The organism is Frankia tisae (assembly GCF_025403405.1).
GTDB classification, from domain to species: Bacteria; Actinomycetota; Actinomycetes; order Frankiales; family Frankiaceae; genus Frankia; species Frankia tisai.
Window position 1 is genome coordinate 15,723 of record NZ_JANEZT010000024.1, and the last position, 16,916, is coordinate 32,638.

The 16,916-nt window shown below is 71.8% G+C and carries 11 protein-coding genes and 1 tRNA gene; 10 read left to right on the plus strand and 2 right to left on the minus strand.

The features are described 5' to 3' along the window. Positions 1–277: 277 nt before the first annotated feature. The 7 genes from NBZ85_RS04105 (at position 278) to NBZ85_RS04135 (ending at position 13,029) form a co-directional block, all read left to right on the plus strand. Entirely contained in the window at positions 278–619 is a 342-nt protein-coding gene (locus NBZ85_RS04105) for an STAS domain-containing protein (protein WP_009741728.1), read from the plus strand. 42 nt (positions 620–661) lie between these two features. Further along, the gene (locus NBZ85_RS04110) at positions 662–1,192 is read left to right on the plus strand and encodes an ATP-binding protein (RefSeq protein WP_261554497.1); all 531 of its coding nucleotides are present in this window, start codon (positions 662–664) and stop codon (positions 1,190–1,192) included. A 526-nt stretch (positions 1,193–1,718) separates the two neighbouring features. After that, the gene (locus NBZ85_RS04115; protein ID WP_261554498.1) at positions 1,719–4,058 is read left to right on the plus strand and encodes a sodium-translocating pyrophosphatase; all 2,340 of its coding nucleotides are present in this window, start codon (positions 1,719–1,721) and stop codon (positions 4,056–4,058) included. A 514-nt stretch (positions 4,059–4,572) separates the two neighbouring features. Further along, the gene (gene topA, locus NBZ85_RS04120) at positions 4,573–7,779 is read left to right on the plus strand and encodes a type I DNA topoisomerase (RefSeq protein ID WP_261554499.1); all 3,207 of its coding nucleotides are present in this window, start codon (positions 4,573–4,575) and stop codon (positions 7,777–7,779) included. Then, a complete protein-coding gene (gene tmk, locus NBZ85_RS04125; protein WP_261561527.1) occupies positions 7,779–10,448 on the plus strand; it encodes a dTMP kinase in 2,670 nt (889 codons plus the stop codon). The genes topA and tmk overlap by 1 nt, the downstream gene beginning before the upstream one ends. A 50-nt stretch (positions 10,449–10,498) precedes the next feature. Next, positions 10,499–11,752 carry a DNA polymerase III subunit delta' gene (locus tag NBZ85_RS04130; protein ID WP_261554501.1) on the plus strand — a complete coding sequence of 418 codons (1,254 nt, stop codon included), beginning with the start codon at positions 10,499–10,501 and terminating at the stop codon, positions 11,750–11,752. A 266-nt stretch (positions 11,753–12,018) separates the two neighbouring features. Then, positions 12,019–13,029, plus strand: coding sequence for a PSP1 domain-containing protein (locus NBZ85_RS04135; RefSeq protein WP_261554502.1), 1,011 nt, complete (start codon positions 12,019–12,021; stop codon positions 13,027–13,029). 21 nt (positions 13,030–13,050) lie between these two features. Here NBZ85_RS04135 and NBZ85_RS04140 read toward each other — a convergent pair whose 3' ends face one another. Next, positions 13,051–13,788: a response regulator transcription factor gene (locus tag NBZ85_RS04140; RefSeq protein ID WP_009741721.1), complete on the minus strand. Its 738-nt coding sequence runs from the start codon at positions 13,786–13,788 to the stop codon at positions 13,051–13,053. A 399-nt stretch (positions 13,789–14,187) separates the two neighbouring features. Between NBZ85_RS04140 and NBZ85_RS04145 the strand changes: the two genes are divergently transcribed. Both NBZ85_RS04145 and NBZ85_RS04150 read left to right on the plus strand, forming a co-directional pair. After that, positions 14,188–14,259, plus strand: a tRNA-Thr gene (locus NBZ85_RS04145). A 132-nt stretch (positions 14,260–14,391) separates the two neighbouring features. Further along, positions 14,392–14,682: a DUF6247 family protein gene (locus NBZ85_RS04150; protein ID WP_261554503.1), complete on the plus strand. Its 291-nt coding sequence runs from the start codon at positions 14,392–14,394 to the stop codon at positions 14,680–14,682. 124 nt (positions 14,683–14,806) lie between these two features. On the opposite strand, the gene NBZ85_RS04155 is transcribed toward NBZ85_RS04150, so the two are convergent. Beyond that, positions 14,807–15,346 carry an inorganic diphosphatase gene (locus NBZ85_RS04155; protein ID WP_308205160.1) on the minus strand — a complete coding sequence of 180 codons (540 nt, stop codon included), beginning with the start codon at positions 15,344–15,346 and terminating at the stop codon, positions 14,807–14,809. Positions 15,347–15,876: 530 nt separating this feature from the next. Here NBZ85_RS04155 and NBZ85_RS04160 point away from each other — a divergent pair. Beyond that, on the plus strand, positions 15,877–16,916 hold a 1,040-nt coding region (locus NBZ85_RS04160), incomplete at its 3' end, for a D-alanyl-D-alanine carboxypeptidase (protein ID WP_261561529.1).

Genomic DNA, 16,916 nt, shown 5'->3' on the forward strand with positions numbered 1-16,916 from the left:
CGCCCCGACGCCGTCAGCGGCAGGACGATGGGCGATCCACAGGCCACCACCCGATGGACCACCCGGCACGCAACCGCGAATCGGCGCTGCTGACCAGCCCCGCCCAGACAAGATCAGGGATAGATTCCAGCAGACGTCATCGACTACGCCGCCGCAATACCGGTTACCGCGATCTGAGTCGCGGGCCGCCGGGTTGATCCCCCTCATGGGAGGGTAATGGCGCCGTGATGTCGGTCGCCCGAAGTGCGGGACGGCCTGAGGCACCCAAGGAGGATCCGTGGACCTGTCCCTCACGACTCGCCAGGAAGGCAACCACACGGTCGTCGTGGTGGGCGGCGAGATCGACGTGTACACCGCACCGAAGCTGCGCGAGCAGCTCATTGATCTTGTCTCCGGAGGGTCCTACCACCTGGTCGTCGACATGGAGGGCGTCGAGTTCCTCGACTCGACCGGCCTCGGTGTCCTGGTCGGCGGCCTCAAGCGCGTGCGCGCGCACGAGGGCTCCCTGCGGTTGGTCTGCACCCAGGAGCGCATCCTCAAGATCTTCCGGATCACCGGTCTCACCAAGGTCTTCCCGATCCATTCCTCCATCGAGGAAGCGCTCGCCGCCAGCGAGTGAGTGAGTCGGACATCACGCCTTCGGAAAGGCAGGCACCGCCGTATGCCCACCGTTGAGCTGCGGTTCGCCGCCCTGAACGGACACGTCCGCACCGCGCGGATGATCGCCACGGCGGTCAGCCGGCGGGCCGGGGTTCCCGCCGGAGCCACCGACGAGATCAAGCTGGCGGTCACGGAGGCATGCGCCCGCGCGGTGCGCGTCAACCGCCGGCATGCACCGGACTCGCCGGTGCATGTCGCGCTCGTCGACACGCCCGACACCTTCACGATCACCGTTGTCGACTGCGGGCGCGCCGGTGACGAGGTCGCGCCGGGTCCCGACGGTGGCCTCGTCACCGCCTCCACGCTGCTGGACCTCGAGCCCGAGGCCGCCGACCCCCCCTGGTGGTCCGATACCACCGACGACGACTCCGCCGAGGACAGCGCGGGATTCCCGCCGGGCCTCGGGCTCGCTCTCATCGAGGGCCTCGTCGACGAGGTCGAGATCAGCCGCGGGCCCGACGGGGTGGGCACCGTCGTGGCGATGACCTGGCACACCGGCGTCGAGGCCGCGCCCTACGAGACGGCCCGTTGACATCCTCTCCGCCCTGAAGCTGATGGGCGGAGATTCCCGGCTGCTACGCCGTGGTGGACGTGGGCGACGAACTGCGTCCATCCGGCGTCGCACACCGGCCGGGCCGGTCGCGTCCGACCCAGGCCGGCGACGCCCAGGACCTCCGCGCCCACGAGTCGCACTTCTCTGATAACGATTTTCCGCCCGTTATCAGAGAAATAGTCTTTAATGCGGGGCTTCGCGTTATGCGCCCAATCGCAGCTGACCCGGTGGGCGATCGCAGAAAAAGCAGCGCACATCACAGTGGTGTGGATAGACTCCGCCGCATCTCGCGGACGGTTGATCCAACCGCCCGAAGATCCCCTTGTGCTCCCCGTGAAAACTGCCGGAAGCGTCGAAATGAGGATGAATCCGGCCGATCTCACTCCGAGTGTCGTCGGATGCGGCGCCCGGCCGTCACCGTCTCCATGCCGTGGGATTCGTCGGAATCGGCGCCCATGAGCCATCGACACGCGCGGAGGGGGCACAGAGTAGACCGGGAGGAGCCATGTCCCCGATCCACGCCCTGCAGTCCGAGGGCACTGGAATCGACCTTAGTGGCAGCGCCCTCGGCCTGGTCGCCGGTGTGGCGATAGTCGCAGCTCTCGCGCTGCTCGTCGCCGGCTACCTGGCACGGGAGGTGTTGGCCGCCAGCCCCGGAACCGCGCGGATGGTGGAGGTCGGGCAGGCGGTTCAGGAAGGCGCTGCGGCCTACCTCAGACGGCAGTTCAAGACGTTGGCGGGATTTGTCGTCGTAATTCCCTTTGTCCTGCTTCTGCTTCCGTCCGACGATACCGGGGCCAAGATCGGAAGATCGGTCTTCTTCGTGGTCGGCGCCCTCTTCTCGGCGCTTGTCGGTTTTGTTGGTATGTGGCTCGCGACCAGGGCGAACACCCGCACGGCGGCCGCGGCGATGACCCACGGCGAGAGGGCCGCCGTGCGCATCGCCTTCCGGACCGGCGGCGTCGTGGGCATGTTCACGGTCGGTCTCGGCCTGCTCGGCGCCGCGGTCGTCGTGCTCGTCTTCCGGGACACCGCACCGCAGGTGCTGGAGGGATTCGGGTTCGGGGCCGCTCTGCTCGCGATGTTCATGCGGGTCGGGGGTGGCATCTTCACCAAGGCCGCGGACGTCGGAGCCGACCTGGTCGGAAAGGTCGAACAGGGCATTCCGGAGGACGACCCGCGCAACGCGGCGACGATCGCCGACAACGTCGGCGACAACGTGGGCGACTGCGCCGGGATGGCCGCGGACCTGTTCGAGTCCTACGCGGTGACGCTGGTCGCAGCGCTGATCCTCGGGGTGAGCGCCTTCGGCGAGCGAGGGCTGGTGTTCCCGCTGCTGATCCCGGCCGTCGGGGTCGTCACGGCGGTCATCGGCATCTTCGCGGTATCGCCACGGGCCGGCGACCGCAGCGGGATGGCCGCGATCAACCGCGGCTTCTTCATCTCCGCGGTGGTGTCGGCGATCGGCGTGGTGATCGTCTCGGTGCTCTATCTACCGACGGACTTCGCCGGGTTCCCCGGGCTCGAGTCCAGCACCCAGTCCGGCAATCCGCGGGTCATCGCCATCAGTGCCGTTCTTATCGGCATCATGCTCGCCGCGGCCATCCAGCTACTCACGGGATACTTCACCGAGACGACCCGCCGGCCGGTGCGGGATGTGGCCCAGGCGTCGCTCACCGGACCGGCCACGAACATTCTCGCCGGCATCGGTGTCGGCCTGGAATCCGCGGTCTACTCCTCCCTGCTCATCGGGGCCGCAGTCTTCGGCGCCTATCTGCTTGGCTCGGGCAGCGTCACGATCGCGTTGTTCGCGGTCGCGCTGGCGGGCACCGGGCTACTGACCACGGTGGGCGTCATCGTCTCGATGGACACCTTCGGCCCGGTGAGCGACAACGCCCAGGGCATCGCCGAGATGTCCGGCGAGATGGACGAGCAGGGCAGCGCCATCCTGACCTCCCTCGACGCCGTGGGCAACACCACGAAGGCCATCACGAAGGGCATCGCGATCGCCACCGCGGTCCTGGCCGCGACCGCGCTGTTCGGCTCGTTCACCGACACGGTGACCAATGCTCTCGGCGACGCCGGTGCCCGCCCGGAAACCGGGCGAGGAACGGTCGGCGGACTGAACATCGCATATCCCGATGCTCTGGTCGGGCTCGTCATCGGCGCGGCCGTCGTCTTCCTGTTCGCGGGGCTCGCCATCAACGCGGTGGGTCGTGCGGCCGGCCGGGTCGTGATGGAGGTGCGCAACCAGTTCCGCACCAGGCCCGGAATCATGACCGGCAGCGAGAAACCGGACTACGGCGCGGTTGTCGACATCTGCACCAGGGATTCGCTCCGTGAACTGATTACCCCAGGAACGCTGGCGGTCCTGGCACCGATCGCGGTCGGTTTCGGCCTCGGTTATCCGCCGCTGGGGGCGTTCCTCGGCGGGGCCATCGCCGGCGGCGTCCTGATGGCCGTGTTCCTGGCGAACTCCGGCGGTGCGTGGGACAACGCGAAGAAGCTCGTCGAGGACGGGAACTACGGCGGGAAGGGCTCGGAGGTCCACGCCGCGACCGTGATCGGCGACACGGTCGGCGACCCGTTCAAGGACACCGCCGGGCCGTCCATCAACCCGCTGCTCAAGGTGATGAATCTGGTCAGCCTGCTGATCGCACCGACGGTGGTGAAGTACTCGGTCGGCACCGACCGGAACACGCCGCTGCGCATCGGCATCGCCCTCGCCGCGGTCGTCGTCATCGTCGCGGTGATCGTCGTGTCCAAGCGGCGCAGCTCGATGATCGCTGGAGATCCACCGGTCGCGCAGGCGGCAGCCCCGAGTTCGGAAACAATCAACGTCTGACTGCGATCCCGGCCGGTGGCCGGCCGGCACGAGATCCGCTCCGTGCCCGCCGGCCACCGGCCGGATTGCGCCATCCCACTCCGGCGGTGCGCCCGACCACCGGCACCGCCGGGCACGGGGACAGGCACCGGGGATCAGTCACCCAGAGTAACATTTGGGGGTCCGCCGTGGTGGCCATATACCACCCCCGCGCACCCTCGTGCGAGCCCGGTCGGGCCGTTCAGGCGTCATCGGGTGCGCCGTGGGTAGGCGTCGGGCTACCGGGGTCCTACCCGGACGGGAAGCTTCGCGGAATCCAACAGCGGCGTACGGTGCTGCGAGGCACCGCTTGCACACCGGCGGCCGCCGTCCGCCCGATCAGCACCCGCCGGACGCACGTTCGCCGGGCCACGCCAGATCCAGCACCGAGCACCACCCGAGCAACATCCGCCATATCCGGGACCTACGCTTCGGAGAGGCGACCTACGCTTCGCCCACCGGTCATCGCACCGAGCACGCTGCACCGAGGAGAGAAGTGCCACCGCGCACGAAGACGACGACACGGACGACCGCGCGGTCAGCCGCCCCGGTCGCCGAGCCTGGCGAGCCCACCGGGACCGGCCCCACTCCGAGCCCGGGCGCGAGCGCGGCCTCGGCAGAGGTGCCCACCAGGCGTACGAGCGGCCGGGCCGCCGCGAGCCGAGCCGCGACGGGAGGCACGGCGGCCGGAACAAGCGGCTCCGCCGGTGCCGCATCCAAGCCGACCCCAGGTGCGGGCATGCGCCTGGTGATCGTGGAGTCCCCGGCGAAGGCGAAGACCATCGCCGGCTACCTCGGCCCGGGCTGGCAGGTGGAGTCGAGCATCGGCCACATCCGCGACCTGCCGCGCAGCGCCGCCGATGTCCCAGCCGCGCACAAGGGCAAGCCGTGGGCCCGGCTCGGCGTCGACGTCGACAACGACTTCGAACCGCTCTACGTTGTCACGCCGGACAAGAGGCTGCAGGTCAGCAAGCTCAAGGCATTGGTGAAGGACGCCACCGAGCTCTACCTCGCGACAGACGAGGACCGCGAGGGCGAGGCGATCGCCTGGCACCTGCTCCAGACGCTGAAGCCGACGGTGCCGGTGAAGCGGATGGTGTTCCACGAGATCACTCCGCAGGCGATCCGCCGCGCCGTCGACAACCCCCGCGAGATCGACGAGAACCTGGTCAACGCGCAGGAGACCCGTCGCATCCTGGACCGCCTCTACGGCTACGAGGTCTCCCCCGTGCTGTGGAAGAAGGTCATGCCGAAGCTGTCGGCGGGCCGTGTTCAGAGCGTGGCGACCCGGGTCCTGGTCGAGCGGGAGCGGGCCCGGATGCGGTTCCGCTCGGCGGAGTACTGGAACATCGAGGGCCTGTTCGGCGCGACGGTCGCCCGCCAGAGCTGGCCGGCAGGAACCGACGGCGCGGACGCGGGCGGAGCCGGCTCTGTCGTGGAGCGCACTCCGCTGCCGGCGACACTCGTCGCCCTCGACGGCAACCGGATCGCCACCGGCCGGGACTTCGCGCCGACCGGCGAGCTGACCACGTCCGGTGTGACCCGGCTGGACGAGGCGGGCGCGCGCGCCCTCGGCGACCGGCTGGCCGGCGCGGCGTTCGCGGTGCGCTCGGTGGAGACCAAGCCGTACCGCCGTTCGCCGTACCCGCCGTTCATGACCTCCACGCTGCAGCAGGAGGCGGGCCGCAAGCTGCGGTTCTCCAGCCAGCGCACCATGCAGATCGCGCAGCGGCTGTACGAGAACGGCTACATCACCTACATGCGTACGGACTCGACGAACCTGTCCGGGACCGCCCTCGCCGCAGCCCGTTCCCAGGCCGAGAGCCTCTACGGCGCGGAGTACGTGCCGACCCAGCCGCGCACGTACACCAAGAAGGTCAAGAACGCCCAGGAGGCGCACGAGGCGATCCGGCCCGCCGGCGATCACTTCCGCACCCCCGGGGAGGTCCGCGGCGAGCTCGACCTCGACTCCTACCGGCTGTACGAGCTGATCTGGCAGCGCACGGTCGCGAGCCAGATGGCGGACGCCCGGGGCACCAGCGCCACGATCCGGCTCGGCGCCACGTCGTCGACCGGGGAGAACGCGGAGTTCTCCGCGTCCGGCAAGGTCATCACCTTCCCCGGCTTCCTGCGCGCCTACGTCGAGGGTGCGGACGACCCCGACGCGGAGCTGGAGGACCGCGAGCGGCGCCTGCCCGACGTCCGCGAGGGCGACCCGCTCGAGGTCCGCTCGCTGACTCCCCGCGGGCACGCCACCAGCCCGCCGGCCCGATTCACCGAAGCCAGCCTGGTCAAGACGCTCGAGGAACTCGGGATCGGCCGGCCGTCCACGTACGCCTCGATCATCGGCACGATCCAGGATCGCGGCTACGTGTGGAAGAAGGGCTCGGCGCTCGTGCCGAGCTTCATCGCGTTCGCCGTCGTCGGCCTGCTGGAGGACCACTTCGGCCGGCTGGTGGACTACCGGTTCACCGCGACGATGGAGGACGACCTCGACGACATCGCGGCCGGCACCGCGGCATCCACCGACTGGTTGACTCGTTTCTACTTCGGCACGGGGGACGGCACCGGGAACGGCACCGACCCCGGCTCCGCGGCCGGGCTCAAGCACCTCGTGAGCGAACGACTCGGCGAGATCGACGCCCGCGAGGTGAACTCGATCCCGCTCGGCGTGGCCGACGACGGTACGACGGTCGTGGTGCGGGTCGGGCGGTACGGCCCCTACGTCCAGCACGGGGAGAGTCGGGCCAGCGTGCCCGACGACCAGGCCCCCGACGAGCTCACCGTCGCCCACGCGCTGGAGTTGCTGGCCGCCCCGAGCGGGGACCGGGTGCTCGGGGTGGACCCGGCGACGGGCGCGACGATCACGGCCAAGGCCGGCCGGTTCGGCCCGTACGTCACGACGGACACCGATCCGCCGCGCACGTCCAGCCTGCTGCGCACGATGTCGCTGGAGACGCTGACTCTCGACGACGCCGTGAAACTGCTCATGCTGCCGCGCAACCTCGGCGCCGGTGCGGACGGCGAGGAGGTGACCGCGCAGAACGGGCGGTACGGCCCCTATGTGAAGAAGGGCGCCGAGAGCCGGTCGCTGGAGTCCGAGGATCAGCTGTTCACGGTGACCCTCCCCGAAGCGCTGGCGCTACTCGCTCAGCCCAAGGCGCGGGGCCGCCGAGCAGCCGTCCAGACGCCCCCGCTGCGCGAACTCGGCAACGACTCGGTCAGCGGCAAACCGATGGTCGTCCGCGAGGGACGCTTCGGCCCCTACGTGACCGACGGCGAGACCAACGCGAGCCTGCGCAAGGGCGACGCCGTCGAATCGATCACGGACGAACGCGCCGCGGAGCTGCTCGCGGACCGCCGGGCCCGCGGTCCGGCCACCCCCAAACGCGCGCCCCGCACCGCCAAGTCGCCGACGGCCAAGAGCGGCACGGCGAAGTCCACGACGGCGAAGACGACCACGGCGAAGCCGGCTGCGGTGAAGTCCGCGACGGCGAAGACGGCCGCCAAGTCCGGCACCACCGCCAAGAGCTCGGCGGCGAAGTCGGGCTCGGCCAAGGGCAGCGCGGCCAAGGGCAGCGCGGCGAAGGGCAGCGCGGCGAAGAAGGCCGGCGAGGAGTCGGCGGTCACCGGGTCGTCCGCTCCGGACGACGGCGGTGGCGCCGCGGGCGCGACGCCCGGTGGCACCCGCCGGACGGGCTGATGGCCTCGCCGATCCGTCCGGCTCCAGGGCCGGCCGACGCGGCGGGGGACGGCTCGGCGGCGAAGACCGTGGGACCCGCTGCGGCCGGCTTCACCACGACCATCACGTCCCCCGCAGGCACGGATGGCCAGCCGGCCGCGGAGCAGGCCTCGGACACGAGCGGCTCGACGGCGACGTCCGGGGACGGCACGATCCCGCCCGTCGCCTACTCCCCCGTAGCCGAGCCGGCCATCGATGAACAGGCCACCGGCGAACAGCAGGCCTCCGACGAGCAGGGATCCGGCGAACAGGGATCCGGCGAACAGGGATCCGGCGAACAGGGATCCGGCGAACAGGGATCCGAAGTCTTCAGCACCGTAAGACCCGCAGGTGACGTCAGCGCGGGCCGCCGCGCCGGTGGCGGCCGGCGGCCACGGATCGGGCGCATGCCGAGCCGACATCCGGTCACGACCGTCCCCTCCCCGCCCCCCAGGGCGAACAGCGCGGCCGGTGACGAAAGCGACATCCGCGCTGTGCTGCGGATTCCCGAGTTCCGCCGGATGTGGATCCAGCTCAGCCTGTCCAGCCTCGGCGACTGGATGGGCCTACTGGCCACGACCGCGCTGGTCACCAAGCTGCAGAACAGCTTCTCGGGCCAGGCGTACGCCATCGGCTCGCTGCTGATCGTCCGGCTGATGCCGGCCCTGATCCTCGGACCGCTCGCCGGCGCGCTCGCCGACCGGCTCGATCGCCGGATGACCATGGTCGTCACGGATGTGATCCGCTTCGGGTTGTTCGTCTCGATCCCGCTCATCGGCACGTTGGAGTGGCTGCTTATCGCGTCGTTCCTGGTCGAGGCGGTCACTCTGGTCTGGGCTCCGGCGAAGGACGCCAGCGTCCCGCACCTGGTTCCGCGGGAGCGGCTCGCAGCGGCGAACACGCTCAGCCTGATCATGACCTACGGCACGGCCCCGCTGGCCGCCGCCATCTTCACCCTGCTGGCGACGATCTCGCGGACGCTGGGCTCCAGCGTGTCGTTCTTCCGGGACTCCTCCGTCGATCTCGCGCTGTACTTCAACGCGGCGACCTTCCTCGGCTCGGCCATCGTGATCTGGGGACTCAAGGGCATCGGCCGGGCCGCCCGCCCGGAGACCGGTCCCGAACCCGGCTTCCTGGCGTCGATCACCGAGGGCTGGCGCTTCGTCGGGCAGGACCGGCTGGTCCGCGGGCTGGTCGTGGGCATCCTCGGCGGGTTCGCGGGGGCGGGTTGCGTGATCGCCCTCGGCCGGCTCTACGTCGGGATCCTCGGCGGCGGTGACTCCGCGTATGGAATTCTGTTCGGAGCGGTGTTCGTCGGGCTGGCCGGTGGGATGGCCGCCGGGCCGAAACTACTGGGCGACTACAGCCGAACCCGCCTGTTCGGCGTCTGCGTCACCGGCGCCGGCATCACCTTGGTGATCGTCGCGATCATCCCGAACCTGGTCATCGCCTGCATCCTGGTGGTGGCCGTGGGGGCCTTCGCCGGGGTGGCCTGGGTGACCGGTTACACGCTGCTGCAGGCCGAGGTCTCCGACGAGCTGCGGGGACGGACCTTCGCCCTGGTGCAGTCGCTGGTGCGCGTCGACCTGCTGCTGGTGCTGGCGGCCGCGCCCGCCCTCGTCGGGCTGATCGGCTCGCATGGCATCCATCTGTGGGGCGACATCACCGTGCGGGCAGACGGCGTCACCGTCGTCCTGCTCGGTGGTGGCCTGCTCGCGGTGGCGGTGGGGCTGTTCTCCTACCGCCAGATGGACGAGCGGGTCGGGGTCGCGGTCTGGCCGGAGCTGTGGAGCGCGCTGCGCGGCCGGAAGCCGGCGCCGACCCGACCACGTCACGCCGGCCTGTTCGTCGCGGTGGAGGGGGCCGAGGGGGCCGGCCGATCCACCCAGGTGGAGCTGTTGCGCTCCTGGTTGGCCGCCAGCGGGCGCGAGGTCGTCGTGACCTCCGGTTCCGGCGCCACCGCCACCGGCGCGAGGCTGCGGGAGCTGCTGTTCGACCCCTCGGCACACCTGCACCCCCGCACCGAGGCGCTGCTCGCCGCCGCCGACCGTGCCGAGCACGTAAGCCGGGTGATCGAGCCGGCGCTCGCCCGGGGCGCAATCGTCATCACGGACCGCTACGTCGATTCGTGGGTCGCCTTCCAGTGCGCGAGCCGGTCGGTCGACGCCGCGGAACTGGCCGTGCTGGCCCAGTGGGCCACCCAGGCCCTCATCCCCGACCTGACCGTCCTGCTGGATCTGCCCGCCGAGCTCGCGTTGCCACCGGAAACGGGCGTTACCCCCCAGTTCCCCGCGGGCGAGCATGACGGCGCGCGGGCGCACGCCGACCCGGCCACGGCCACGGCCACGGCCACGGCCACCGACGCGGGCACGGCCACCGACCTGGACGCGGGCACCAACCTGGACGCGGGCACCAACGATATCGGCGGTGAACCAGGCCGCGGATCGGGCGACCACTCGGGCGAGGAGGTAGGAGCCGAGGTGCTCGCCTATCGCCGCCGGGTGCGCGACGGGTTCCGCCGGCTGGCCCAGGAGGAGCCCGCGCGTTACCTCACCGTCGACGCGACCCGCCCCCGGGAAGAGATCCACGCCGAGGTCCGTGCGATCGTGGCCGGCCGGGTCAAGCGCCGGGCCGCTCCCCTGGGGGTCTGAACCGGCCAGCGGCTACCCGGTCGTCCCCGGGCGGGGGGATGATTGGGCCCGTGACCGTTTGGGAGACGCTGGTCGGCCAGGAAGCGGTCGTCGCGACGCTGCGGACGGCCGCGGTGGCAGCGTCCCGCGGCATCCGTGCGGCCATGGGCGGGGGTGACGGCCCGGCCGGCGCACGCTCCGGGATGACTCATTCGTGGCTGTTCACCGGCCCCGCCGGCGCGGGGCGGCAGGAGGCGGCGCGAGCGTTCGCCGCCGCTCTCAACTGTAAGCGGGAACCGCCGGGCTGCGGGGAGTGCAACGGCTGCCACACCGTGCTCACCGACACCGCCACCGACCTACGCACCGTCACACCGGAGGGGCTCTCACTCGGGGTGAAGGATGTCCGCGCCCTGGTCCGGGACGCCGCCAGCGCCCCGACCGCCGGCCGCTGGCGGATCCTGCTGCTCACCGACGCCGACCGGCTCACCGAGGCAGCGGCCAACGCGCTGCTCAAGGCATTGGAGGAGCCGGCGGAACGCGCCGTGTTCCTGCTGTGCGCACCGTCGGTCGAGGACGTGCTGCCCACCATCCGCTCTCGCTGCCGGACGGTCGCGCTGCGGCTGCCCTCCGCCGCGGACGTGCGCGACATGCTGCTGCGGGAGGGGGTCGACGACCGGCTGGCGCAGACGGCAGCCCGGGCGTCGCAGGGGCACCTCGCGCTGGCCCGCCGCCTCGCCACCGACGAGGCCGCCCGGGCTCATCGCGCGGCGGTGCTACGCATCCCGAGCCGCCTGGGCCGCGTCGGGGACTGCCTGGCCGCGGCCGCGGATCTCGTGGGTGCCGCGAACGCGGACGCCGAGGCCGCGAACACCGAGCGGGACGAGGTCGAGACGGAGGCGCTGAAGACAGCACTCGGCGTCGGCGCGACGGCCACCGGTGGCAAGTCGAGGTCGGCTCGGGCGCCGAAGGCCGGTGCGAAGGCCCGGTCGATGGTCGTGCGGGGCGCGGCCGGGGCGCTCAAGGAGCTTGAGCGGACCCAGAAGAGTCGCGGGCGGCGCACCGTCCTCGACTCTCTCGACCGTGCCCTGGTCGACCTTGCTGGTCTCTACCGCGATGTGCTCGCGGAGCAGCTCGGCGCACCGGTCGACCCGATCCATGCCGACCATGCGGCCGAGGCCGCGGGCCTCGCGGCGGGCTCGACGCCGGAGCAGACGCTGCGGCGGCTGGAGGCCGTGCTCGCGACCCGGTCGGCGCTCGCCGACAATCCCGGCCTCGTCCCGCTACTCGCGGTGGAATCGCTGGCCCTCGCCCTGCGCGACGGCTGACGCCGGCCGCCGCCGCTCGCCCGGCCACCGCCGCTCGCCCGGAGACCGCCGCTCGCCCGGAGACCGCCAAGCGGCGGTCGATGGGCCGAATAGGCCGAATGGGCAGCCAACCTGCAAGTCCAGGCATATCCTGATCTGCGACGCAGATCACGCCCGCGAGCGGCTCCGGCAGGCCCCACTCGACCGGCGCTGCCGCACATCGGGCCCGCTTCCCAGTCGGGCCACCGTTCCGGCCGGCCCGCGGGCCAGGGGAGGTGACGGGCCGGATGCCGATGATGTGCGCAGTGGCGTTCTCCCCGCGCGGCAAGCTCTACTACGCAGATCCGGGTACCCATACCCCCCGGGTCGGCGACCAGGTCCTCGTGCCCACCGACGATGGTCCCGAGGTCGCCACCTGCATGTGGGCACCGCAGTGGGTCTCCGAGGACATCGGCGGCCTGCCCGTGCTGGCGGGGATGGCACAGACGGCCGATGTGCAGCGCGCCGAGCTGTCCCGGCGTCGGCGCGCCCGCGCTCGGGTCGCCGCCCGCCGGCTGGCGCGGGAGCACAACCTGCCGATGAAGATCGTGGGCGTCGATCACGTACCGGACACGGGCGGCTACACGATCTACTTCAGCGCCGAGACCCGGATCGACTTCCGGGAGCTGGTCCGCGACCTGAACCGGACGCTGGCCGCGCGAGTGCGGCTGCGGCAGCTGTCCGCCCGGGACGGCGCCCGCTTGCAGGGCGGGATCGGTTCGTGCGGGCGCGACCTGTGCTGCGCCACGTTCCTCACCGACTTCGAGCCGGTGAGCCTGCGCATGGCCCGCGACCAGAACCTCGCCCTCAACCCGATGCGCATCAGCGGGGCCTGCGGCCGGCTGATGTGCTGCCTGCGCTACGAGCACCCGTTGTACGAGGAGTTCGCCGGGGCCGTGCCCGCCGTCGGGGAACGGGCCTGCACACCCCAGGGCGAGGGCCGAGTCGTGCGCCACGACGTGCCACGCGAGCAGGTGGTCGTCGTGCTCGACGGCGGTGCGCGGACCTCCTGCGAACGAGCCGACGTGTGCCCGTCCCGGCAGGCGCACGAGGCCGCCTACGCCCCGCACAAGGCCGAGCCCCGCTCCGATCCCGGCCCCGCTCCGGCCGGCATCGACCATGCCGGCGCCCACGAGGGCGCCGGTGGCGCAGGCGCGAACCACGTCGCCGCCGACCTCGAGGAGGCGGAGTACGACGGGGCGCCAGGCGGCGCCCCGGGGCATTCCCGCCGACGCTCCCGGCACCGCCCCCGCCTCTGATCGGTCAGGGCACCCGACGGATCACGGGTCGAACCGGTAGCCCATCCCGCGCAGTGTGGTGACCAGCCGTCGCTGCGGCGGGCGGCCCTCCACCTTGGTGCGTACCCGCCGGACGTGCTCGGTCACGGTGGCAGGGTCCTGGAAGCGGGTACCCCAGACCTGTTCGAGCAGCTCCTCGCGGCTGAAAACCCGTCGTGGGTGGCGCGCGAGGAAGGCCAGTAGCTCGTACTCGCGCGCGGTCAGGTCGATCCGCTCGCCGGCGACGGCGACCTCGCGGGCGCGCAGGTCGATGGACACGTCGCCGTACACGAGCGGGTCGTTGCCGTCCCCGCTGCGTTGCGGCGGCGGCTCGGCGGGCCGGCGGCGTAGCCGGGCCCGCACCCGAGCGACCAGTTCCCGCAGCGAGTAGGGCTTCACGACGTAGTCGTCGGCGCCCAGCTCCAGGCCGACCACGCGATCGACCTCCTCGGCCCGCCCGGTGAGCATGATCACCGGCACCTCGCTGGTCTGGCGCAGACGGCTCAGTACGGCGAAGCCGTCCATCCGCGGCATCGCGACGTCCAGCACGACCAGATCGATCTCCGTCGTCTGGAAAAGCCGGAGGGCAGCTTCGCCGTCCGCCGCCTCCAACACGCGATAACCGAATCGTTCGAGGCTGCGCGCAAGTGCCACGCGCGATGCCTCATCGTCCTCAGCGACGAGGAGCGAGGCTCCTCGTGTCGCCGCTGCTGCTGGTGCAGCGTCCCCGGCCCCGGTCATGGAGCGAAACCCTACGCATCCTCATCGGAACAACTGCAACCGGGGTAGCGGTTTGGGGCGTTCGGTGGGGCTAGGAACCAAAAATCATGACAAATAATAGATTGAGTGAAAACCGATCGTCACATCAGCGGCTTCCTTCTCGGCCACCGATGACGCACTGATGGGGTTGGATCGTCAGATTGTTCCCGAATTCGCCCCCTGACCTCGCTCGAATCGGCGCCCACCGCGGACGGGAGGCATTCATCGCCGGGCGCAGGCCACGGGCGGGAGCGGGGCGGACATCAGGGCCGGCCGGCCGGCTCCTCGTCCGCCGCGCCGAGCAGCCACCCGAGCACCACCAGTCGGCACCGCCCAGGCATCTGGCATACTCGACCCGGGCCAGTGCGATCCTGGCCGATCGCCGGAGTAGCTCAGTGGCAGAGCAATCGCCTCGTAAGCGATAGGTCGCGGGTTCAATCCCCGCCTCCGGCTCACTCCCCCTCCAGAACGGGCCCTGGCCGGCACGCGCTGCGACAGCCGGGCACGCTCGGTGCGGCGGGTGCGGCGCCCCCGAGTGCGACAATCGATCCCACGACCACGGGCGTCACGGTCCCCTCGTACGGGGTGCGCAGCCGGGTTGAGCGCACCGGCCCGGCGATTCGCGCCGCGCTCGATCCCGAGCAGCGCGCCGAGTTCGAAGCCGACTTCCATGCGGCCGCCGTCGAGACCGACAACACCCTCGACCTGGCACCGCTACACCGGGTCATCGACCGCTGGTGGCCCCAGGCCGTGCTCTGCGCCAATCCGGAGATCCAGGCCGGCATCGACAAGGACCGGCGCCGGCTTGCCGTCGGCGACCTGTCCGTGCTTGGGGGGATCACGACCTATCCCCATGCGGGCAATACGGCCGACTAGCAGCACATGGCCTGCTACACGGTCCGCTGGCTCACCGGAAGGCCGGCGCGAGGGACGCCTCCTCATCCACGAAACCCCGCGGGCTCGTGCATGGAGAGGCGTCGCCGCCGCGCCGGTCGGCCGATCACGCCAACTTGGGCTCGGCCTCCTGGTCGTGCCCGTCCGCCCCGGCGGCCTCCGAGTCGTGCAGCCGCTTGATGGAGGCGAGGATCTCCCGCTCGGCCTCCTTGCGGTCCACCCAGGACGCGCCCTCGACCGACTTGCCGGGCTCCAGGTCCTTGTAGACCTCGAAGAAATGCTGGATCTCCAGCCGGTCGAACTCCGGCAGGTGCCGCAGGTCCCGCAGATGCTCCTGCCGCACGTCCGCGACCGGGACGCACAGGACCTTGTCGTCCGGGCCCTTCTCGTCGGTCATCTCGAACATGCCGATCGTCCGGCACCGCACCAGGCAGCCCGGGAAGGTCGGCTCCTCCAGCAGGACGAGCGCATCCAGCGGATCCCCGTCTCGCCCGAGGGTGCCCTCGATGAACCCGTAGTCCGACGGGTAGTGGGTGGAGGTGAACAACATCCGGTCGAGCCGGATGCGTCCGGTGTGGTGATCCATCTCGTACTTGTTGCGCTGACCCTTGGGGATCTCGATGGTCACATCGAACTCAAGGTCCACTCCGCTCCCTGTCTCCTTCATGCTCAGGCCGGCCCGGTCCGCGCCGGACGGCCGCCACGTGTGAACTTGCTTGTCAGCCTCCGGCGAATGCCGGGTTCGCATGCTCCGGCGGCTGCCGGGGCACCGCGGCCGGATGCCGCGCGCCACCGACGGCGGGCACGCGCCGGGACACCCGACGGACGCGGCGAAGTGTCGCGGACGACGACCGCCGCCCTCCCAGTGTCCCGGAAGCACGCGGCCGGCGAGCGGGAGCCCGCCTCTCGCAGGCAGGTGTTCCCCCGCCGGCCACCGATGACCCGCCGGGCGGCGGGAAAGCATGCCGGACCGCCGCGGCCGACCGGACCCGCCCGCTGGCCACCAGGACCGGCGCGGGTCGACTCACGGTTCGCGCCATACGGTGACACAGTGGCCCTCCATATGCCACCGGGGACGCCCCGCGCCAGACTGGCATGCATCCGCCCGCAACGGCTCACACCCGCCGCGGCGGGTGGCGGTGACGTCGCCCACCCGCCTTGCGTAGTGTCCGGCGAGTGACGTCAGCCGCGCCGGTCGCTCGGGTAGGGGCGCTCACCGCCCTCGCCGGCGCCCTGCTCGCCGGTTCCCTGTCCGCCGGCCCCGCCACCGGCGAACCCGTCCCGCCCGGCGCCGGATCGGCGCGGGCGAGCGCCGCGATCCTCGCAGGTCTGGACTCGGCCGCGCCCACGCCCCAGCCGGCGGCGGTCGCCGCCCGCCTTTCCGGTCCGCTCGGCGACCCCGTCCTCGCCGGGCCCGCCGCCTTCGTCGTCGACGCGCTGACCGGTCGCGTGCTGCTGGACAACCGCGCCCGCATCCCAGCCGTGCCGGCGTCGACACTCAAGACCGCGGTGGCCACCGCGGCGCTCGTCACGTTCCCGGACACCCGGCTGCGCACCTCGGTGCTCTACAGCCCGCCGCCGGGCGCCACCAGCCGCGCGCCCGGCGGCACGCTGTGGCTCGTGGGCGGCGGCGACCCGACGCTGACCGCGTCGACCGAGACCGGCGGCTACCCGGCGCTGGCCCGGCTCACCGATCTCGTCGGCCAGGTTCGGGCGGCCGGCATCACCTCGGTGGCCCGGGTGGTCGGCGACGGGTCGTTGTTCGTCGGCCCGGACCGGGCGCCGGGATGGCGCGACAACTACGTGACTGACGGCGACGCCACGCCGGTCTCCGCCCTGGAACTCGACGCGGGACGCTCCGCCCCGGGCGCCGAGGGCCCGCGCAGCCCCACCCCGGCGGCGGCGGCAACATCGGCCTTCGCCGGGGCGCTGGCGGCCGCCGGGGTCCCGGTCGGGGCGGTCGGCCTCGGGCCCGCCCAGGCGGGGGCGGCCCGCATCGCCTCGGTGGACAGCCCGCCGGTGCGGGTTCTCGTCGAACGCATGCTCACCGCGTCCGACAACGACCTGGCGGAGTGCCTGGGCCGGCTGGTCGCCCTGCGGCGCGGCCTGCCGGCGTCGTTCGCCGGGGCCGCACGGGCCGTGACCGAAACGGTCACCGAACTCGGCATCCCCACGGCGGGAATGTCCCTCACCGACGTCAGCGGCCTGTCCACCAC